Annotated in this window: 17 protein-coding genes; 10 read left to right on the top strand and 7 right to left on the bottom strand. The window is 66.9% G+C overall.

Translation table 11 applies throughout. The annotated features are described in order from the left end of the window. The first annotated feature begins 241 nt into the window (after window positions 1–241). Together AB0B90_RS35565 and AB0B90_RS35560 are read left to right on the top strand one after the other, a co-directional pair. Window positions 242–754, top strand: coding sequence for a DUF6461 domain-containing protein (locus tag AB0B90_RS35565; RefSeq protein ID WP_362926468.1), 513 nt, complete (start codon window positions 242–244; stop codon window positions 752–754). 170 nt (window positions 755–924) lie between these two features. Then, complete coding sequence (locus AB0B90_RS35560) at window positions 925–1,797, top strand: hypothetical protein (protein ID WP_362926467.1); 873 nt, start codon at window positions 925–927, stop codon at window positions 1,795–1,797. A 75-nt stretch (window positions 1,798–1,872) separates the two neighbouring features. Here the strand turns inward: AB0B90_RS35560 and AB0B90_RS35555 are convergent, their stop codons facing one another. Together AB0B90_RS35555 and AB0B90_RS35550 are read right to left on the bottom strand one after the other, a co-directional pair. Next, the gene (locus AB0B90_RS35555; protein WP_362926466.1) at window positions 1,873–2,394 is read right to left on the bottom strand and encodes a hypothetical protein; all 522 of its coding nucleotides are present in this window, start codon (window positions 2,392–2,394) and stop codon (window positions 1,873–1,875) included. Then, the gene (locus AB0B90_RS35550) at window positions 2,394–2,720 is read right to left on the bottom strand and encodes a helix-turn-helix transcriptional regulator (protein ID WP_362926465.1); all 327 of its coding nucleotides are present in this window, start codon (window positions 2,718–2,720) and stop codon (window positions 2,394–2,396) included. The genes AB0B90_RS35555 and AB0B90_RS35550 overlap by 1 nt, the downstream gene beginning before the upstream one ends. A gap of 510 nt (window positions 2,721–3,230) precedes the next feature. On the opposite strand from AB0B90_RS35550, the gene AB0B90_RS35545 reads away from it, so the two are divergent. From AB0B90_RS35545 to AB0B90_RS35535, 3 genes are all read left to right on the top strand, one after another. Then, window positions 3,231–4,508 carry an extracellular solute-binding protein gene (locus AB0B90_RS35545; RefSeq protein ID WP_350941948.1) on the top strand — a complete coding sequence of 426 codons (1,278 nt, stop codon included), beginning with the start codon at window positions 3,231–3,233 and terminating at the stop codon, window positions 4,506–4,508. 72 nt (window positions 4,509–4,580) lie between these two features. Further along, window positions 4,581–5,537 (top strand): sugar ABC transporter permease, encoded by a 957-nt coding sequence (locus AB0B90_RS35540; RefSeq protein WP_362902040.1) that lies wholly within the window; start codon window positions 4,581–4,583, stop codon window positions 5,535–5,537. 10 nt (window positions 5,538–5,547) lie between these two features. Continuing rightward, window positions 5,548–6,390, top strand: coding sequence for a carbohydrate ABC transporter permease (locus AB0B90_RS35535; protein WP_350941952.1), 843 nt, complete (start codon window positions 5,548–5,550; stop codon window positions 6,388–6,390). A gap of 564 nt (window positions 6,391–6,954) precedes the next feature. Here the strand turns inward: AB0B90_RS35535 and AB0B90_RS35530 are convergent. After that, window positions 6,955–9,954 carry a tetratricopeptide repeat protein gene (locus AB0B90_RS35530; RefSeq protein WP_362926464.1) on the bottom strand — a complete coding sequence of 1,000 codons (3,000 nt, stop codon included), beginning with the start codon at window positions 9,952–9,954 and terminating at the stop codon, window positions 6,955–6,957. A 348-nt stretch (window positions 9,955–10,302) separates the two neighbouring features. Here AB0B90_RS35530 and AB0B90_RS35525 point away from each other — a divergent pair, with 348 nt between their 5' ends. From AB0B90_RS35525 to AB0B90_RS35515, 3 genes are all read left to right on the top strand, one after another. Then, window positions 10,303–11,517 carry a hypothetical protein gene (locus AB0B90_RS35525; RefSeq protein WP_350941955.1) on the top strand — a complete coding sequence of 405 codons (1,215 nt, stop codon included), beginning with the start codon at window positions 10,303–10,305 and terminating at the stop codon, window positions 11,515–11,517. A 284-nt stretch (window positions 11,518–11,801) separates the two neighbouring features. Then, window positions 11,802–12,353 (top strand): hypothetical protein, encoded by a 552-nt coding sequence (locus tag AB0B90_RS35520; RefSeq protein ID WP_362926463.1) that lies wholly within the window; start codon window positions 11,802–11,804, stop codon window positions 12,351–12,353. Beyond that, window positions 12,350–13,291 carry a carbohydrate kinase family protein gene (locus tag AB0B90_RS35515; protein ID WP_350941958.1) on the top strand — a complete coding sequence of 314 codons (942 nt, stop codon included), beginning with the start codon at window positions 12,350–12,352 and terminating at the stop codon, window positions 13,289–13,291. Before AB0B90_RS35520 ends, AB0B90_RS35515 begins: the two co-directional genes overlap by 4 nt. 142 nt (window positions 13,292–13,433) lie before the next feature. Here AB0B90_RS35515 and AB0B90_RS35510 read toward each other — a convergent pair whose 3' ends face one another. From AB0B90_RS35510 to AB0B90_RS35500, 3 genes are all read right to left on the bottom strand, one after another. Beyond that, on the bottom strand, window positions 13,434–15,602 hold the full coding sequence (locus AB0B90_RS35510) for a tetratricopeptide repeat protein (protein WP_350941960.1): 2,169 nt from the start codon (window positions 15,600–15,602) through the stop codon (window positions 13,434–13,436). A gap of 692 nt (window positions 15,603–16,294) precedes the next feature. Next, window positions 16,295–16,723 (bottom strand): hypothetical protein, encoded by a 429-nt coding sequence (locus tag AB0B90_RS35505; RefSeq protein WP_350941962.1) that lies wholly within the window; start codon window positions 16,721–16,723, stop codon window positions 16,295–16,297. Window positions 16,724–17,143: 420 nt separating this feature from the next. After that, window positions 17,144–17,872, bottom strand: a complete 729-nt coding sequence (locus AB0B90_RS35500; RefSeq protein ID WP_362902046.1) for a LysR family substrate-binding domain-containing protein — start codon at window positions 17,870–17,872, stop codon at window positions 17,144–17,146. Window positions 17,873–17,927: 55 nt separating this feature from the next. On the opposite strand from AB0B90_RS35500, the gene AB0B90_RS35495 reads away from it, so the two are divergent. Then, window positions 17,928–18,305 carry a DUF5997 family protein gene (locus tag AB0B90_RS35495; RefSeq protein WP_350941965.1) on the top strand — a complete coding sequence of 126 codons (378 nt, stop codon included), beginning with the start codon at window positions 17,928–17,930 and terminating at the stop codon, window positions 18,303–18,305. Window positions 18,306–18,479: 174 nt separating this feature from the next. Here the strand turns inward: AB0B90_RS35495 and AB0B90_RS35490 are convergent, their stop codons facing one another. Further along, window positions 18,480–19,433 (bottom strand): helix-turn-helix domain-containing protein, encoded by a 954-nt coding sequence (locus tag AB0B90_RS35490; RefSeq protein ID WP_350941967.1) that lies wholly within the window; start codon window positions 19,431–19,433, stop codon window positions 18,480–18,482. Between the two features lie 179 nt (window positions 19,434–19,612). Here AB0B90_RS35490 and AB0B90_RS35485 point away from each other — a divergent pair, with 179 nt between their 5' ends. Continuing rightward, on the top strand, window positions 19,613–20,812 hold the full coding sequence (locus AB0B90_RS35485) for a DUF6596 domain-containing protein (RefSeq protein WP_362926462.1): 1,200 nt from the start codon (window positions 19,613–19,615) through the stop codon (window positions 20,810–20,812). Window position 20,813: the final 1 nt, after the last annotated feature.

Here is a 20,813-nt window from a genome sequence, read left to right as displayed (position 1 = left end):
TTCTACCGGAGCTCCGCTCCTTCGTTCATGCCCCGTTCACTCTGTGAGACGCCCTTGCGCCGCAGCTCCAGGCTCTAACTACCCGGCCTTGGGCGAGCCCCAGACCTTGCTCAGTCCGAGATACCTCAGGGCAACCACGCTCACGACGCCGGGCTCATGAGGCCGAGAAGGCCGATCGCGGTTTCGTCGGACCCGCATGCCAGGATTTCTTTGATCCAACCCGGGAGAGAGCAGGATTCTCATGAGCGTCTACAGCTGGCTTGATGACGATGCGTTCTGCGCGACGCACGTCCGCGGCCTCACCCCGCATGAGGCGCTGGCTCGCCTCGGTATTGAGGTGTTCGACGGTGATGACGAAGAGGGCGAGATCGATGAGGGTCTCATCTGCGCCTATCCGGCCGAGGGTGGCACCATTCTGGGCGAGTGGAACGGCTTCGCCGGCACGTTGGACGAGGTGCTGCGGCCCTTGTCGGCAGGAACGGTCACGGCAAGCGTCTTTGTCAACGTGAACAGGGTCGCGTCCTTCGACCACTATGCGGACGGCCGCAAGCTCCTCTCCTTCGACCCGTTGATTCCTCATGAGACGGACAACATCCAGACGGACTACCTGACCGATCGGATCGAGCTCGGCTTGGTCCATGGCAACTCGGAGGGCGGGCTTGCCGCGGCGCGGCAGCTGGCTGAGCGCATTACCGGGGTCCGGCCGAACGCTTCCAGTCACATCGTGACCGCCCACGGCATCCTTGAGTACTGACAGCGCGGGGACGGTGCGAATCTTGTTTTGCCTTCGCTCCGTAGCGATCCAGCATCCTGTTGGTCACGGGTGATAAGACCGGGCGGTGGAACGCCTGGTACAGACCACCCCGATCGCCGAACAGTGCTACGAGGTCTACATGCAGGAACGGCAGACGGAGGGGGCGGATCGTGACGGAATATGCACGCTGGAAGGACATCCGTGCTGAGCACGTCGAACGTGCCTGCGGCGGGGAGGTCGTGGAGGCGGCCGTCCCGATGGCGACTGGATTCGACACCACCGCAGGCGTCCAGGAAACTCCCGTCGACCCGATCGACGCTCTCAAGCGCCGGCTCGTCGAGAACCGGGGTGTGAAGATGTCGATGGTCCGCACCGTAACGGAGGAGCAGAAGGATAAGGACTACGTCTGGACCAAGGCCGTCGCCGAGTTCGGTAAGGGCAAGATCGTAGCCGTCGATATGACACATGACTCCGACCGCATAAAACGGGTCGATCCCGTACGGCAGATCATCTTTGAGGGCCGCCAGTACGTCCAGAACGACTACTTGCCCGACGGCAAAAGCTGGTTCCTCAACGAGGACGACGAGGTCCGGCCGGAATTGGACGCCGGCTGGATCCAGCTCGCCGATCCAGCCATGCTGAAGGCGGTGCTGGCCACTACCAGGGTCAAGCGCCCCGCAGGCGTCTACGACGGCACTCGTACCACGCTCTACCAGGGCACGATGACCGTCGGTCAGCTCTCCAAGGCCTCTCAGGGATTCCCCTTCGGACTCGTGGTGATGCTCACCGAAGAGGAAGCGAAGGCCAAGATGTCTTGGCGACTCTGGCTCGGTGAGGACCAGCTGGTGCGCAGGGCCTGGGGTTCATGGAGCCAACCGTTTTCCAAGAACGGTGGTGTCCCTGTCTCGTTTGTCGTTGATGCTCGTCTGACCGGCTGGGGTGCCGAAACCGACATCGCCGCGCCTTCCGCCGATGATGTGATAGACCCCTCGCACTGGTCGATGCCCGAGACTTCCGTCCCCCTGAATCCGGCCGCCGAATAGTAACCGCCGCTCCAAGCGGCCAGGGCGTCCTGATATCCAGTACACACGAGGGTGCTCCAGCCGAAAGGCAACGATTTATGATTGGAGCGCTGATTTTACGTAAGAGGCGCCATCAGGATGGAACTCGTGTCTGGCGAGCAATAGACGTCTCAGGCGGGCCCTGAACGGCAGAAGGAGCAGGTAGGCAATTCCCGATACCTTCAGCAGGGGCCAGTACGGCAGCGGTATAGGAGACTGGATCAATGTGAGATACAGGCTCCAGCCAAGCACGGCGAAGACCACATGCCGTTCCAGGAAAAATCGGCCTTGGATATCGTCTCTGGCCCACCAGCGATATTTCCAGGGCAGTCGCCAGCCGAATGCCCGATAGGGCAGCCAGTGCCACACCGGCGGGTGCTCGCGCAGGCGCAGCGTGAGTCCGCCACGGAGCACGTCCAGGCCGTCGCGCAAGGTTGGGCTGCTCTGCCCTGGTTCGGCCAGATCCATCAGGGTGCTCAGCAGTTCGGCACCGCGGAACTCCCGGAAGCGGGCTGGGTAGGCCAGACGCATCAGCAGTCGGCAGCGACGCTCGTAGGTAGAGGTGACCTCGGGGGTCATCACATCCCCATCCCGGGCCGGAGGCTCAATCGGCGCTGAGCGGTGGCGGCCAAGCGCGTCAGGCGGGCGGTCTCCTCGGACAGCACCTGACGACCGTGGCCGGTGAGATCGTAGTAGCGGCGATGACGGCCGGAAACGACCTCCTCCTTGACCACGATCACCAGTCCGTCGCCCGCCAGTCGATCCAGAGCACCGTAAAGAGTGCCCGCGCCAAGGCGTACACGCTCTTCGGACAGTTCCTGCACTGCTTTGATCACCCCGTATCCATGGAGCGGGCCTTGGGACAGGGCCAGCAGGATCAGGTAGCTCTGCTCGCGTAGCGCCATAACTGATATATATCGCCATTCGTACTATTGGTTCAAGAAGACCCATCGATCCTCCAACGTCAGGTCGGTGGCCGGCTGCTCCGCTCTTCGAGGTTGCCACCCGAGGGCCGAATCTCTTCTTCGCTTCTGGTGATCTGCCTGGCAGGCCGCCTCCGTCGTCTCGGTGGAGGGGGCGGTGTGCTCCCGAAACATAAAACCGACAGGCCGATTGTTTCAGACACATTGCCGTAAGAATATTGACGCTCAGGTCGGCAGAGCCCTAATGTCCTGGATCAATGACCGGTGTGACATTCCGAAAGTTTCATGTTCAAGAGCGATGTCAGAAGGCTTCGCAGGTGAGGCGGCAGGTCGGCATGGCGGTGTCGAACCTGTCCGGCGTTCGCGATCCGGAGTCTGAGGCGGCGCGGCACCGTCCTGCGCGCGGAGGAGGTGCCCGGCGAGCGCGGCGCGTCCTCGCGTTGCCGGGCCGCACATCGCATCCCTGACCACAGCAAGCGAAAAGAGGTCGCCGTGAAGTTCCGTAACGTCTCAGCGGTCGTGTTGGCCGCTACCGCGGCCCTCAGCATGGCAGCGTGCTCAGGCTCGTCGTCCGGGACTCCCTCCGGCGAATCGGACGGCTCGTCGTTCGAGTTCTGGTCGTTCACCGGGATCAACCAGAAGGCGTCCGTCGCCGAGTACCAGAAGAAGAAGCCGGACGTGCAGGTGAAGCTGACCGAGGTGGGGAACGCGCAGGAGACGGCGCAGGCGCTCACCACCGCGCTCGCCGGCGGCAAGGTGCCCGACCTGGTGCTGATCCAGGGCGACGACCTGCCCAAGTTCGTCCAGCAACCGCAGAACTTCGTCGACCTGCGCACGCTGGGTGCCGACAAGGTCAAGGGTGACTACCTGGACTGGGTGATCAGCCAGCCCACGGCCAAGGACGGCTCGATCATCGGCATCCCGACCGACGTCGGCGGTATGGCCATCGCCTACCGGACCGATCTGTTCAAGGAGGCCGGGCTGCCGACGGACCGTGAGGAGGTGGGCAAGCTCTGGCCCACCTGGGACGCCTTCATCGAGGTCGGCAAGAAGTACAAGGCGGCCACCGGCAAGGCGTTCATCGACAACGCGGGTGGGAGCGTCTACTCGCAGGTGGTCAACCAGGGGCAGGAGAAGTACTACGACCCCGCGGGCAACCTGGTGTACGAACGCAGCCCTCAGGTCAGGGCCGCCTTCGACCAGGCGCTCAAGGCCGTGGCCGCCGGGATCACCGCGAAGCAGAGCTCGTTCACCGAGGGGTGGAGCGCCGCGATGAAGCGGGGGGACTTCGCCGTCGCCGCCGCACCGGTCTGGTTCCTCGGCCAGATCCGTGACAACGCCCCGGACACCAAGGGCAAGTGGGACATCGCCACGATCCCCGGCGGCTCGGGCAACTGGGGCGGCAGTTTCCTCGCGATCCCCAAGAACGCCAAGAACCCGAAGGCCGCCTGGGAGTACATCGCCACCATGCAGTCGCCGCAGGGCCAGCTCGAACACTTCTCCGAGGCCAGGTCGCTGCCCGCGACCCCGTCGGTCTACCAGGACCCGAAGCTCACCTCAGCCAAGGACGAGTTCTTCTCCGGCGCACCGATCGGCAAGATCTACACCGATTCGCTGCTCGGCCTCAAGCCGTTCCTCATCGGGCCGGAGAGCACGACGATCGGCACGGAGTTCACGAACGCCATCACCAACGTCGAGCAGGGCAAGGGTGATCCCGCGAAGGCGTGGGACGCGGCGGTGACCAACATCAAGACCGCGATCGGTGGCTAGGCCCCTTCGCGAGCGTCGCCGGCGCGGGCCGTTCCAAGGGGCCCGCGCCGGTGGCGGGAAAGCGAGCAGACCGTGACGACGAGCATCAGCCCCACCAAGGCGGACCTGCCCCCGGCCCCGCCGGTGGAGGCCGCGCGACGCGGTTTCGCCGAGATCGTTGCCCCCTACGCCTACATCGCCCCGTTCTTCGTGCTCTTCGCGGTGTTCGGTCTCATCCCGCTGCTGTTCACCTTCTACGTGGCGCTGTTCGACTGGAACCCGATCGGCGAGCAGGTGTTCGTCGGCCTGGACAACTTCGACCGGCTGCTCGGGGACGTGCGGTTCTGGAACGCGGCGCGCAACACCGTGAGCATCTGGCTGCTGTCCACCGTGCCGCAGTTGCTGGTCGCGCTGCTGCTCGCGCACCTGCTCAACCACGTACGGCTGCGCTTCGCCGTGTTCTTCCGCATGACGATGCTCGTGCCGTACATCACCTCGGTGGCCGCCACCGCCATCGTGTTCGTCCAGATGTTCGACCGCGACTACGGGGTGCTGAACTGGCTGCTCGGCCTGGTGGGTGTCGAGCACATCGACTTCACCCAGTCGGTGGCGGGCAGCCATGTGATGATCGCCGTCATGGTGGCCTGGCGGTGGTTCGGCTACACGACGCTGCTCTACCTGGCCTCCCTGCAGGCCGTTCCCCGAGCGATCTACGAGGCGGCCGCCGTCGACGGAGCCGGAGGTGTGCGGCAGTTCCTGCACATCTCCCTCCCCGCCCTGCGGCCGGTCATCGTGTTCACGATCGTGACCTCGACGATCGGCGGGCTGCAGATCTTCACCGAGCCGCTGCTCGTGAACCGCGGCGCGGCCACCACCTGCGGGCCGATCCGTCAGTGCCAGACGCTCACCCTCTTCCTGTTCGAGCAGGGGTTCACCCAGTTCAAGTTCGGTTACGCCGCGTCGGTCGGCGTGGCGCTGTTCGTGATGGTCGTCGTGCTCGCCGGCCTCAACTACTTCCTGTCCACCCGGATCCGCCCGGTCAAGGGCTGAGGAGGCGATCGTGAGCACGACGAGACCACGCTCCGGCGATCGTGTCCGATGGTGGACCTACGCGCTGCTCGCGCTCGCCGTCTTCTTCTGCCTGTTCCCGCTGTACTGGATGTTCATCGTCGCCACCACCGACACCGCGACGGCGACGAATCTGCCGCCCGAGATCGTGCCGGGCGACAACTTCTTCCACCTCGCGGGCCTGGTGTTCTCGACCGTGCCGTTCGTCCAGTCGATCGTCAACAGCCTGATCGTGGCCGGGTCGATCGGCGTGGGCCAGGCGGTGCTGTGCGCGCTGGCGGGCTTCGCGTTCGCCAAACTGCGCTTCCGCGGCCGCAACACGCTGTTCCTGGTCGTCGTTCTGACGATGACCGTGCCGACCCAGCTCGCCATCGTCCCGCAATACATGATCATCTCATCGCTGGGCTGGGTGGACACACTCCAGGCGCTGATCGTCCCCGGCCTGGCCAACGCCTTCGGCATCTTCTGGATGCGCCAGCACATATCGTCCGCCATCAGCGACGAGCTCCTTCAGGCGGCCCGCATCGACGGGGCGTCGACCTGGCAGATCTTCTGGCGGGTCGCGTTCCCGCTGGTGCGTCCCGCCGCCTTCGTGCTCGGCCTGCTGGGCTTCGTCACCGCGTGGAACGACTTCCTGTGGCCGTTCGTGGTGCTGAAGTCGCCGGAGATGTACACCGTCCAGATCGCGATCAAGGCGCTGCAGAACAGCTTCAGCATCGACCTCGGGCTCGCCATGTCCGGTTCCTTCCTCGCCACCCTCCCGTTGCTCGTCCTGTTCGTCTTCGTCGGACGGCGCATGGTGGCCGGGATCATGAACGGCGCCTTCAAGGGCTGAGGCCGCCGCTCACCGGGCCTCGGCGGGTACGAGGATGACGGACGGTAACGGTCCGGGGGACAGGCTGCGTCGGCACGGGGCCGTGCGGGTGGTGGGCGTGGTCGCCGGATCGTCTGCTCGGTCGTCCACTACCGTGGGTGCGGGACCCCGAGGTCGACAAAAAAAAGGGGTGGCCTACGCCACCCCTGGCCGTTCGATAATATATTCAGGAACTAATGACCAGGGAATCAATGATCGACAACAGGTCGATACCGTAAATCATAAAGGCACCGGTCACAAGAATGGCGCCGACGGTCTTGAAGGGTCGTCTCATCGCTGTTTTTCGCTTTCTTGCCAAAAACCGAAAACGTCCTCGGTCTCAAATTTCGGCCAGGACGAGACTCCACTATAGGACATCCCGAACTGGTAGTCATCTCGCAGGGCTCGCGACATCCTGCGGGGAATATGAGAATAAAAGTGGCGAATTAGCGATAAGGGCGATATGTGTGCGTTTGAGCACCCAGTGGGCCATGAAGATCATACAGCAGGATGGGTCCACCTGCCGCCTGGCGACTCCCGTCGGCTCTACCTGGCAAGTCTCGCCCGGAGCAGCTCCGCCTCCACCACGCCGAGAGACTCGTAGAGGTCGAGCGCCCGTCGCCAGCACTCCTCTGCCCGTGTCCACTTGCCGGCGTCGGCGAGCGCGGTGCCCATCTCGTCGAGCGTGCGGGCCTCCTGGTGGACGTCCCCGATGGCGTGCGCCACGGCAAGGGCCTTCCCGTAATGGGCCAGGGCGGCGTCGTGGTGATCAGCGCGATGATGAATTCCGCCGATACTGAGAAGGGCCCGGCTTTCCTCGTGACGTTCCGATATCTCGATGGAGACGCGTAATGCCTTCTGGTGATGGACGAGCGCGTCCTCGTCCCTGCCCATACGCGCGTAACAGTTGCCGATGTTGTTGAGGGCGTCCACCTCGTGCCGCCGGTCGCCGATGTCACCGTGAATCCGCAGTGACTTTCTGTAGCACTCGAGAGCGTCGGCGTGCCGGTTCAGGAACTGGTAGACGTTGGCGACGTTGTTGAGCCAGATGGCCTTGTTCTGCGGGCCCATGTCAGGGTAGACGGACTCGGCCTCTTCGTAGTGCCTCAGCGCGGTGTTGTAGTTGCCCAGCCTGAACTCGATCTCGCCGATGTTGTTCAACGCGACCTGCTGTCCGCGCCGGTCGCCGCCCTGCCGGTACAACCCGAGCGCCCCCAGCAGGTGTTCGGTGGCCTTCGGGTAGTCCCCCAGATGCGAGTGGATGATCCCGATATGGGTGAGGCTGGCGGCCTGACCGTGGCGGTCGGCCAGCGCCCTGCGCAGTCGCAGTGCCTGCTCGAAGCAGTTCAGGGCGACGTCGAACTTGGAACGCTGCCAGTACACCAGGCCGCTGTTGTCGAGCAGGTCGGCGATGGCCCGCTCGTCGTCGAGGGCACGCTGGATCGTCAGCGCCTCGTCGGCCAGCCGGAGGGCCTCCTCATACCGGCCGGTCTGCCGCCGCACCACGCTGAGGTCGGCCAGCGCGTACGCGGTCCCCGACCGATTCCCCAGTTCGCGCCACGCCTCCACGGCGCGGGTGTGGAGCTCGGCCGCCTCCGCCCAGCGGACCCACACGTCGAGATATCGGCCGAGGACGCGCGGAAGCAACGCCGCGTGCCTCGTCCACCCGTGATCGGCGGCGTGGCGCGTGACGAGGAGCAGGTTGTCCACTTCGGCGTTCATCCAGGCGAGGGCCTGCTCCTCGGTGGTGATACCCGCTCCGGGACCCGGTGCGTCGAACATTTCGGCCGGGCCGCGGGTGCGGTGCGGGTAGAGCAGCCGGTCGGCGGTGTCGGCCATGTGAAGGTAGTGGTCGAGGACCCGGCGGAGCACCTCGGCTCGCGCGCTCTCCGGCTCCCGGTTCGACAGCAGGCGGGCATACTCGCCGATGAGGTCGTGAAACCTGTATCGACCTCGCCGAGGCTCGGAGATGAGGTGATGGTCGAGGAGATCGTCGAGCAACCTCTCCGCCTCGGCCCGGTCCGATTCCAGCAGCGCCGCCGCGCAGTCCGCGGTGATGTCCGCCCCGGGGTGCAGTCCGAGCCGCCAGAACGCCCGCTGCTGCCATTCGTCCAGGCCGTTGAAGGAAAGCTCGAACGCCGCGATGATCCCGCGGTTCCCCGCCCGGATCTCGCTCAGCCGCCGGTCGTTCCTGCCGAGCAACTCGGCGAGGTCGGCCACGCTCCACGCGGGCCGGTGCCGGAGCCGGCTACCGGCCAACTGGATCGCGAGGGGGAGATGGCCGCAGAGCCGCACGACCCGCGCGACGTCGTCCGCGGGGAGCGCGCGCCGCGAACCCACGACGCGACCGAAGAGGTCGGCCCCCTCCTGCGGTGGCAAAACCCCCAGGGAGAGCGAGTGAACGTCGTCCAGCCCCGCCGGCCGCCGACGGCTGGTGATCATGACAAGGCAACCGGGTGCCCCCGGCAGGAGAGGGCTGAGCTGATCATGCCCGATGGCGTTGTCGAGGACCAGGAGCACCTTGCGGCGGGCGAGCGCGGTGCGCCACCTCGCCACCCGCTCGTCCAGGCCGTCAGGGACCGGAATGCCGAGGAGGCGCAGGAGACGTTCGAGGGCGGTCGCCGGGTCCATCGACGCGTGCTCGGCGTCGTAGCCCAGTAGATCGAGATAGAGCACACCGTCGGGATAGTCGTCGGCGAGCCGGTGGGCCAGGTGCACGGCCAGTGCCGTCTTCCCGACCCCCGCCATGCCGTCGATCGCGAGAACGGTGACCGCGTCCTGCCGTATCCGCTCGTCGATCAGCCGGTTGATCTCGGGTGTCCTGCCGACGAAGGTGTGAACGTCGCGAGGGAGGCTGGTCAGCGGCGTGTTCCCCCGGGCCCCGCGCCAGGACTCGGGCAGCAGCGCCGGATCGCCCTGGAGGATGCGCTGCTGCAGTGCCCGTAACCCCGGCCCCGGTTCGGTGCCGAGCTCTCCGACGAGACGACTGCGCGCCTGACGGTAGGCGCCGAGGGCCTCCGCCTGCCGACCGGCTCGATAGAGCGCCATCATGAGCAGCTCGACCAGTTTCTCGTCGAATTGAAATCGGTTGACCAGGTCGTACAGTTCCGGCACGAGGTTGGTGTTCGAGCCGCGAAGGAGTTCGAGTTCGACGCGTTCGACGGTGCCGGCCAGCAGGTCGCCTTCGAGATTTCTACGGGTATTGACGACCCAGGAGCCGGAGAGTCCGGACAGCGGCTCTCCCCGCCACAATCGACCCGCTTCGCCATACAGTCGCAAAGCGCCGTCGACGTCGCCCTTTTCGCTTACCGAACGGGCTTTCGAGCACAGTGCGCGGAAGTGGTGGTAGTCGATGTTCTCCGGGTCTGTTTCAAGGGAATACGTCCCCGAACCACCTCTCAGCCGCACGCCCTCTCCGGCGCCGTGCAGGTGGCCCTTCAGTCGGGCGATGGGACTGTACAGGATGCTTCGGGCATTGTCCGGGGGGTTTTCACCCAACACCTTGCGGATGAGCGACTCGGTGGAAACAGGCTTTCCCGGGGTCATCAAAAGGACGGCCAAAATGTGACGTTCCCTGGCCCACCCCAGGTCACGGCGTTGACCTCGGGACCAAAACTCGACCGGTCCGAGAATACGGAATTCCATTCTATTCCCCTTCCCGGCGGGAGCGGTCTTCCGTATGAGGCATTTAACTGGTCAGAGTCGCCTGCGCAGTAAGTGATTCGACTAGTCCTATGACCTATTTATCCTCATTCCCTCTGGCTGGCAACAGGATTACCGCAAGGGTTTCCGCAAGTTTCGACGGCGACGCTCTGCGAAGGGCGATGAACCTCTCTATAGAGGACGACGAACCTCGCCCGTCCGCCGGAACAGGTCAGGGGTGATGACAGGAAAATGTCCGACCGCGAATGGAGCAGGGTTCCTATCGGGCTCGACTCTCGCCGATGGGTGACGCGCAGGAACTGCAAAGTGGTGCTGGTGGTCGTCCACACCGTCACATCGGGACAACGCCTGATGGACACCGTACGCCTCGTGGAATCCGACCTGAGAATCCAGGTCGTGTTCACCATCGCCCCGGACGTCTTCAGCAACGGGGTCGCGGATTTCGTCGGTGGACTGGGGGCGGTGGTATTGCCCTGGGAACAGTCCAGAAACCAGCGGTTCGATCTCGCCGTCGCCGCCAGCCTGGGCGCGCTCCACGAGATTCACGCGCCACTGATCGTCATTCCGCACGGCGCCGGCTTCAACAAGCTCGTGGCCGTACGAGACGGTGTGCGTGCCGTGGGCGATCGTGTGGCATACGGGCTCGATCCCCAGCGCCTGTTGTACGACGGCGCCGTACTGCCTTCCGCGGTGGCGCTCTCCCACTCCTCCGAGCTGGGACGGCTGGGCCGGACCTGCCCGCAGGCGCTCCCGGTGGCCACCGTCGTCGGCGACCCCTCCTACGACAGGCTGGTCGCCGCACTGCCGCACCGAGATCTGTACCGCCGCGCGCTGGCCGTCGAGCCGGATCAGAAGCTCGTCGTGGTCAGCTCGACCTGGGGGTCGACATCGCTCTTCGGCCGATGGCCCCGGCTGCTGCACCGCCTGGTCACCGAGTTGCCCCGGCAGGAGTACCGCGTCGTGCTGCTCCTGCACCCCAACGTCTGGTTCGGGCACGGCATCTGGCAGGTGAGAGCCTGGTTCGCCGACTCTCTGCGGCGCGGCCTGAGCCTGGTGCCACCGGAGGCGAACTGGCACGCGGTCCTCGCGTCGGCCGACTGGATCATCGGAGACCACGGATCGGCGACCCTGTACGGGACGGTCACCGGGGCGCCGGTCGCACTGGCCGGCTTTCCCCGGGACGACGTCGACCCCGCGTCCGCCCTCGGCGGCCTCGCCACCGTCGCACCCAGACTCTCCCCTCGCGGCTCGCTGCGAGAGCAGCTGGTCAGGATCGCCGAGGAGGTGGGGCCCGGCCACTACCGGGCCGTCGCGGAAGGCATCACCTCCGAGCCAGGCCGTTTCGACCGGAACATGCGCCGGCTCATCTACCGGCTGCTGGAACTGCGGCAACCCGCGACCATCCCGGTGACCGCACCGGCTCCGGCGCCTTTTCTCGTCAGGTAGACCATCCGGATCGGAGAATCAACGTGTTCGGTACGTTCGTGTCAGTTCACCTCTTCCGGCTGGAACACGCGCTCAGGCTGCGCCGGATCCCGTCCCCGTCGGCAGCCCCCGCTCCACCTGGACCCGCTGCTTCACCTGGACCCGCTGCTTCACCTGGACCCGCTGCTTCACCTGGACCCGCTGCTTCACCCGGACCCGCGGCTCCGTCCGGGATCACCGTCCCGCCGCGGACCCTCACCACGCGCGGAACCGCCACATCGCGGCGGAGTGAACCGGCGATCCTGGTGATCCCCCGCGAGGGCCCGCTCCGCGCCCCGCACCTCGTCATCCTGTCTCCGGAGAGACACCACCGTGGCCTGCCGCCCGGCAGGCGCGTCTTCGACGGCACACATATCGTCGCCACCCTCGACGACCCCCTGAACCGGACCTGGTGCGAGGTCGCCGATGTCCTCGTGAGCCCGAAGATCCCCTGGAACGTTCCCGAAAGAGGCATCTCCGGCCTCCTTGACCGATATCCCGGTTGCGAGGTCGCGGTCGGCGGACAGGAGGCCGGAGGCGGCCTCCTGGCGGGGTTTCGAGACGGACGGCTCGCCGCGATCACCGAGGTGGGAGACCTTTCCGGCGGCTCCGCCCCCTGGCCCGCCGTCTACGGGTCGTTCCTATACGGCTGGCGGGCCGCAGGGATGCCGTTCGAGAGCCTGGGCACCGCCTCGGTGATCGTGGGCCGGTACGTCGACTCCTCGGCGGCCAGGATCGGAACGCTCGAGGTGGCGGGCAGGACGCAGGTCAGCCCCGCCCGCCTCGGGGCGTACGACACCGGAAGGACGTCCGCATGAACCGCGGGATCCTCGTGGCCGGCGCCGTCAGTTTCTACATGTCCGTTGGGGTGAGGGAGTTTCCTGTCCGGTACGCCCCCACGTCGTCGCCATGCTGGTCATGCGCCGGCGTGTCAGGGGCCGCGGGCCACATCGCGCGGACCCTGAAGACGCTCGGCGATCACGTGCGTCTGTGCACCGTGGTCGGCCGCGATCTCATCGGCGCGGGTATAACGACCGAACTCGGCCGTGCGGGCCTGCTGGGACCCGGGATCGTCGAGAGCGCCGAATCGTCGTCGGGCGTGACACTCGTCACACCCGACGGCCGTCGCATGGGTTTCCCGAACCTGGCGCCCGTCAACCGGGTCGCGTATCCACCGGACCTCTTCGAGGCGCAGGCCCGTGGCGCGGACCTTCTGGTCCTGACGAACGCGAAGTTCGTCCGGGATCTGGTTCGGCCCGCGACTCGGCTCGGCATTCCCATCGCCGTGGACGTCCACCTCATCCACCACCTCGGCGACGAGTACAACCGTCCATGGCTGGAGGCCGCGAGGATCGTCTTCTGCAGCCACGAACGCCTGCCCTGTCCGCCCGAGCAGTGGATGGCGAAGATGTTCCGGCGCTACCCGCGTTGTCAGGTGGTGGGAGTCGGACTCGGCGAGCGTGGGGCGGTGCTCGGGATGAGAGACGGGCTGCTCGTCAGGGCGGAGGCCGTGACGCCACGGGAGGTCGTGAACACCACCGGAGCCGGTGACGCGCTGTTCGCCACCTTCCTGCACGTCTGGCGGAACACCGGCGATCCGGTACGGGCCCTGCGGGCGGCGGTGGTGCACGCCGGCTGGAAGGTCGGGTCCCGCACTCCGGTGACGGCGTCGCTGACCTGTGAGGAACTGTCGAGGCTGGGAGCGGCACATACGCCGCATGTCGTGACCGGACGCTGGGATCTCCGTACGTCGTGACCGGACGTCAGGACTCCGATGTTGTGGCTGGACACCGGGCCCCGCCGCGCGTTGGGACGCCGGGAGGTTGGGGCGGCCTGACCGCCGGGACCGCCCTGGCATCCCGCCGGGGCGGTCTCGACCGTCGGACACCACACGGCCGTCAGTCTCCCCCCAGGTGGGACAGCCGATCGTCCAGCCTTTCGCTCCTGGCCCCCTGCCGGACGAGGATCCGCCGCGCGTCCTGGTAACGTTCGCGAGCGTCGTCCCGGTGGCCGTTCTCCAGGGCGAGGTCTCCAAGCGCTTCCAGGGCCTGGGCCTCGCCGTTGTCCGAGCCGATCCGCCGCATCTCCTCCAGCGCCCGTCTCAGGAGATCGGCTGCCGCCGTGGGTCCTCCGGCCCGTGCGCGGCCGAGCAGGACGAGCACGCGTGCCTGGTTGTAGGGGTCGGGTTCCCGAGCGAGGAGCCGTCGCGCCTCCGTCAGGCATTCGACGGCCTCCGCCTGGCGATCCCTCCCGGTCATCGCGTCGGCGAGGTCGCACAACGTCAGAGCCACCTTGCGTGACCTGCCCATCGCGCGGTAGTCGTCGAGTGCCTCCCCGAAGAGCGCGATGGCCTCGTCGATCCGCCCTCGATCCTTCTCCACCAGGCCCAACCGGCGCAGGCTGCCGGCCACCCGCTGCCGGTTTCCCTCGCGACGCCAGATCTCCAACGCTCCTCGGAAGTCGTCGGCGGCCTCGTCCAACCGGCCGAGGGTGCGCAGCGCCAGACCGGTCCGGTTCAGCATCTTGGCCTCGCCCGGGGAGTTCGAGCAGGCGCGTGCCGCCGCCAGGCCCAGCCTGTCGATCTCCAGCCGTTCCGCGTGATGACCGCGGTACAGGAACAGGGGCCAGATGCCGTCGACCAGTTGCCAGGCCACGTCGAACAGACCTCGCTCGAACGCGGCAAGGGTGGTGGCCCTGAGGTTGGCGAACTCGTCCTCCAGCCAGTCGAGAGCCTGCACCGGACCGGTGAAGACAATTGGTTCGGCGGGCTTGTGGATCACCGCTTCCCGGGAGACACGGCGGTACGGCAGCACGACCTGGCTCGCGCCCCAGGCGGTGTACAGGAACCAGTCAAGCGCCCTTCGCACGGCCTCCTCACGAATCGCCACGGAATCCAGTTGCTCGGCCAGTTCCCGGGCGTGCAGCTGGGTCAGGTCGTGGAAGCGATAGTGCCCGCTGGGCAGGTCATCGAGCAGGTTGGCGTCCGTCAGGACCTCCAGCAGGTGACGGACCTGGACAAGGGGGAGCCCCACCGTTGCGGCCACCGCCCGGCTGTCGAAGGTGGCACCGGGGAAGAGCCCGAGCAGCCGGTAGACACGTCCCGCTTCCTGGGGGGTGAGTCCTTTGTAGGAGAGCGTGAGAGCGGCCCGGATCGTCATGTCGTCCTCCACCGACAGTTCGCTGAGGCGCCGCCGCTCGTGGCTGAGGGCCTCCACCATTTCCGACAGCGGCCAGTGCGGCCTGGTGGCCAGCCGGGCGGCGGCCACGCACAGGGCGAGCGGCAGTCGCGCACACAGTTCCACCAGTTCGTCGGCCGCCTCCGGCTCGCCGTGCACCCGGTCGTCGCCGACGGTCCGTTTCAGCAGCGTCAGCGCGGCGGCTGGACTGAGCCGGCCCAGCTGGACTCCCTTCGCCCCGCGCATCAGCAGTCCCGCGAGCCGCCACCGGCTGGTGACGATCGCGATGCTGTCCGCGGATGCCGGCAGCAGCGGGCTCACCTGGGCCGCCGACAGGGCGTCGTCCAGCACGACGACCAGACGGCGCCCGCTCACCAGCGACTGGTAGAGCGCCGAACGCTCCGCCAGGTCACCGGGGATCCGTTCGGGCGCGATCCCGAAGGCGCGGATGAACCGTCCCAGCACCTCCGCCGGTTGCACGGGGGTGTCCATCGCGTGCCCACGCAGGTCGGCGAAGAGCTGACCGTCGGGGAAGGCGTCACGCTCCCGGTGCGACCAGTGCAACGCCACCGCGGTCTTGCCGATGCCTGCCGGGCCGCTGACGACGGCGACCTTGGGCACCCCCGTCCCTGCCCGGTCGGAGCACACGGCGTCCAGGAGGGCGAGCGTCTCGGCACGATCAACCAGGATGCCGCCGGCCGGCAGCTGGGTCGGTCGCGGCAGGGGGGTGAATGCCTGATGCAGGTGGATCCCGCCGTGGATGTCCCGGGCCTGGACCGCCGACCCCAGCACGGTCCCGTTCAGCTCGTTGACATGATCTTCGGGTCGCTGGTTGCTGGAACTGGAGTCGGCACTCATCGCCCTGCTCGTGTCACGGGCGAGAAACCGCACCCGCGAATAATTGTTGACCGAATCGGTTGTTTCTATGCATGAGAAAATGAACAGTCGCTTCCATGCTCATGCCATTCGACGACTTCGTCAAGACGAAAAGGCGTTCTTCTGCTTTTTCTGTATGGTAAATAAGATCAGATGTGCGCCTTGGGTAGGAGATATATCTCTTTGTGGTACTTGAAAAGATATGGGGCCTGAGCGATGGAAGTAGTGGTGCGAAAGCGCACAGGGATCTCCGTGACAGTCCCCGGTCCTCGCCTGTCGCCGATGCGCATCCTGTCGTCCGAGTCGCCGCACCCCCTCGCTCTTTCATGCGGTTCTTCGAAGGTCGTTTCTTCGAGATCACCGGTCCCCGCTCCGGGACGGGTCGGTGTCTCGAAGGGGAGGAACCGAACGAAGGACACGCGGGAGACATCGTGGAACGATCCGAACCTCAGGGGTCGGCCGAACTCCTCATGCATTTCCGTCGCCGTGACCTCGCTTCGGCATGGGCGGCCAGACGACGACCAGGAAGTGGCCTTCGCGGTCCCGTGCGGCGGTGAAATAAATACAGCGACGACGAATCCAGCCGCTCACCGAGCCGCTTGAGAGATCGGGATGGAATGTGGACCCGGGATAAAGCAGGCTTCCGGGCCGTTTGAGAGCGGTAGGGCCGACCGTCTCACCGAGCGAGGCGGGCGGCCCTTTCCGCGTCAGGAGAGGGTCATCTTCTCGTTCCAGGTGTAGTAGAGGTAGGTGCTGCCGGGGCCGGTCAACGTGCCGTAGACCTGCCAGAAGCTGTTGGGAGCGAGCGTGTAGCGGAAGATCTTGTCCCCGGGCCGGTCGTCCACGAACGAAGTCTGTGTCCCGTTGTTCCAGATCCGTACCTCGATGGTGAATGTCGAGGTGTCCGGGATGTCAAGGCAGATATCGAACGTGTACGTCAACGAGCCGCCGATGTTGTAGCTGCGGCCGTCTATGGCCCCCCTCTCAATGTTGGTGGGCACGTAGCTGTTCAGGACCCGGGTGTACTCGCCCGTGGAGCAGTCGACTGCGGACGCGGCCGCGGACGCGGGGCTGACGCCGGTGAGCGTGGCGCCAAGGGCGACGGCGGCGACGAGAATGGAGATGATGCGCTTCATGCCTCTCCTCATCCGTGCAGTGACCCTCCAACCAATTAGTTGAAGGCTGAACTGATTTTGACTCGGTTACCGAATCCGAACAAGCCCGGGCAAGCATTCGTGCGGTTCCGAGTCAGGCGAGTCGTGTTTCGCCCTTCATCGATGAACCTGGCCTGCGTGTTCTCGTGAAAGCGCGGTTCGCGAGGGTGCGGCACCACCTCGCACAGGCACACCAGGTCGAGTCTCGACCAGCTCTGGAGCAGGGCGAGGAGCCCGCCACGTCGCGAAGGGCTCCCGTTGGTGAGCGGGAATTCAGGGGTTGGAATCTTCGCGGCTCCACGGTGACACCATGAAGGCCGATGAGCGTCGACTTACCGCCTCAGCCTGACAGCCGTCGGTGCTCATTCCTTACCAAGGGTGATCGGCGTATCTGTCCGCAGGTCACCGAGGTCGGTGGCCCTTCTTCTTGCGGCCGGTCGGCACGGTCCGGCGACCGGAGCCGTTCTGCGCGGGTTTCTGTGCCTGCCGCTTCGCCGGTTTCTTCGCGGGGGAGGCGGGGGTACGGCCCCGCGAGCTGTTCACCGTCCGGCCGCGGACGATGCCGATGAAGTCCTCCACCAGGTCGGTGGTCGCGTCCGTGGGCCAGACCAGCGCGACCTGAGACTGCGGCGCGTCCGGCACCGGCCGATAGGTGAGATCCCTGCGGTGGTGGAGGCGTGCCAGCGACAGCGGAACCAGGAGAATCCCGGCGCCGGACGCTGTCAGCTCGACCGCGTCCGCCGTTGTGGCCGGGCGGGTGAACGCGGGCAGCCCGGGCCGGACCGTCCACTCGACGGTGTCGTCCAGAGGGTGGAACACCTCGTCGTCGTCAAGGTCGGCGAGGGCCACCTCGTCGGCGGCGGTCAGCACGTGGTCCTTGGGCACCACGACCACCGTGGTCTCCGTGTAGAGAGGGATCACGCTGAGCCCGTCCCGGTCGACCGGCAGTCTGGCGAATCCGGCGTCGGCACCGCCGTTCCGCAGGAGTCCCACCACCTCGGCGGCGGGAACCGCGACCAGGGTGATCGGCACCTCGGGCATTCGCTCGATCCAGACGTTGACCCATTTCGCGGGTGTCACCCCGGGCACGTACGCCAGTCGAAACGTCCCGCCGGTCTCTCCATCAGTCACTTCCCCAGGGTAGCGATGTCAGGGGAACCTGTTCCGGCTGACTATTCTTGACGTCATGACCTCGCCCAAACCGAAGACCACCCAGACGATGAAGCCCGCGACCGCGGCCAAGAAGCTGGGTGTCCCTCTGCCGGCCACTCCGGCCGAGTTCCAGGCGGGTGTCATCTCCAGGGACGAGCTGAACGAGTTGCAGGCGACGCCACCCGCCTGGCTCGCCGACCTGCGCCGCAACGGCCCGCACACCAAGCAGGTCATGGCCGCGAAGCTCAGGATCTCCGTCGCCGGCCTGCTCAGGGGCGGGATCACCGAACCTCTCACCACCGCCGAGATCGACGCGCTGAAAGCGGAGAACCCGGCGTGGCTGGAGCGCGAGCAGTCTCTTCAGGCCGAGGTCCGCAAAGAGGCGCTCCGCCTCAAGCAGCGCGACAGCTGAGATCCCGTATGCGATTCTTAGTGATCGCGGAAAAGGACGGCAACGAAAAGCCTGCGAAGGCGTTTTCCGCTCATACGACATGCGTTCGTCCTGCTGCTGGTGGCGGTGCTCGCCTGCCTGACGCTCGCGCCCGTGTCGTTCACGGCGACCACGGGGCGACCGCGGGACCAAGCTTCACGATCTTTCCCGGAACCGCGACGGCGAGACCCCGGCCCATGCCACGAACGCCTGCCGTAAGGACTCGGCGGAGGCGAACCCGCACCGCCGGGCGATGGCCGCGACCGGCTCACGGGTCGCGGTGAGCAGCTGGGAGGCCGCTTCGAGGCGCGCGTCGCGGACCACCCGCGAGGGGGTCCGGCCGACGCACTCGACGAACAGCCTGCTCAGATGCCGCTCGCTCACCCCGGCGAGCGCGGCCAGGCGGGCGACGCTGAGGTCCTCGTCGAAGTGGCTGACCACGTAGTCGATGGTCCGCCGGACCAGGAGCTGGTCGGAGTGCGGAATCCTGTTGAACAGGCTCACCTGCGCCTGATTCCCGGGGCGTTTCAGGTAGGTGACCATGCCCATGGCCACGCGACGGGCGAGTTCGGACCCGTGGTCCTCCTCGATGAAGGACAGCGTGAGATCCAGAGAAGCCGTGACCCCGCCCGACGTCGCGACGCTGCCGTCCCGGACGAAGATCGGCGCGGGATCGACCCGCACCTGCGGGAAGCGGGTGGCGAGCCGTCCGGCCTCGTACCAGTGCGTGGTGGCCCGGCGGTTGTCGAGCAACCCGGCGGCGGCCAGCACGGTCGCCCCGGTGCACACCGACGCGACCCGCCGCGACAGCCTGGCGAGCCGTACGACCTGGCTGACGAACCGAGGGTTGGCGGCGGCGGTCTCGTGCCCCTGGCCACCAGAGACGATCAGGGTGTCGATCGGACCGTCCATCGTGTCGATCCGGCCCTGCCCGGGCAACTCGAGTCCGGAGTCGCACCGCACGGGCCGGCCCATCGGGGTCGCGAACACCACCTGGTACGCCGGGTCGGCCCCCTGCCGGTTGGCGTAGTCGAAACCGGTCGTCACACACGCGACGTCGACGAGCTCGATGCCGTCGAAACCAACGACGACGACCAGCCGTCCCACCATGGCTACACCATATGGGCGGGCGACGGGGACATGCGACAGGAATCCCAGCGAATCGGGCGACGCGGCTGGGTGTCGGCCCATGTCATCGGTCCAGCAGAGGGGATGGGGGCCGGCCTTCCGGCTTGAGGCTCGCGCGGCGCTCACCCCTGCGAATATCGCACACTGATGTGGTGGACGACGTGGCAGAGCTGTTGGACCGCATCTGGCGGACGGACGCGGCCGGCATGCTCGGTGCGCTCAGCCGGCGGCTCGGCGACTTCGACCGGGCAGAAGAGGCGCTGTCGGACGCGCTGGCCGAGGCTCTCAAGCGCTGGCCCGACGAGGGAGTGCCGCGGAGTCCCACCGGTTGGCTGGTCACCACGGGCTGGCGCAAGGCGCTGGATCGGCTACGCCGCGACGCCGTCGGTCGCGAGAAACTGGCACGGGTGGCCGCGGAAGCGCCGCCGGAACCGGGTGCGGACGATCGGCTCGCCATGATTTTCGGGTGCTGCCATCCAGATCTCGCCGAGCCGGCCCGGGTCGCGCTGACGCTGTACGCCGTCGGCGGCCTGAGCACGGACGAGATCGCCGCCGCGTTCCTGGTGCCGGTGCCGACGATGGCGCAACGGCTCTCCCGGGCCAAGCGTCGGCTGCGGGAGCGCGGTATCCGGTTCGAGGTGCCACAGCCGCATGAGTACGTCGACCGGTTACCGGCAGTGCTCGCGGTCATCTACCTCGTTTTCAACGAGGGGTATCTGTCCGGTGGCCGCTCCGCCCAGCGGCGCGAGTTGGCCCGCGAGGGGGTCGAGCTGGCGTGCCGGCTCGCCGAGCTGCTGCCCCGCGAGCCGGAGGCCGCGGGCCTGGCGGCGTTGCTGGAACTGCACCATGCCCGCGCCGACGCGCGGTTCGACTCGTGGGGTCGCATCGTGCTGCTCGAACAGCAGGACCGGCGGCTGTGGGACAAGGCGGCGATCGAACGGGCGGTGCTGCGGTTGCGGGCGGCGGTGCGCCAGGGCCGGCCCGGGTCCTACCAACTGCAGGCCGGTATCGCCGCGCTACACGCCCTGGCCACCTCGTACGAGGCCACCGACTGGGCCGACGTGAGGGCACTGTACGACCGGCTGTACGCGCTGGACCCGTCGCCGGTGGTGCTGCTGAACCGGGCGGTGGCCACACGGTTCGCGGTGGGGCCTGCCCCGGCGCTGGACGAGGTCGACGCGCTCGGGGCGCGGTTCGCCGGTTATCACCTGTGGCACGCCGCCCGGGCCGACCTGCTGACCACGCTCGACCGTCCGGCCGAGGCGCTGACGGCGGCGGAGCGGGCTCTGGAGTTGGCGAAGAACCCGGCCGAACGGGAGTTGATGTCGCGCCGGGTGGGGGAGCTGAGGCGCCGCCTGTGAG

This window comes from Streptosporangium sp. NPDC049078, from assembly GCF_040648855.1.
GTDB lineage: Bacteria > Actinomycetota > Actinomycetes > Streptosporangiales > Streptosporangiaceae > Streptosporangium.
Note: the sequence above shows the minus strand (reverse complement) of the source record. Positions and strands in the feature narration are given on the sequence as shown.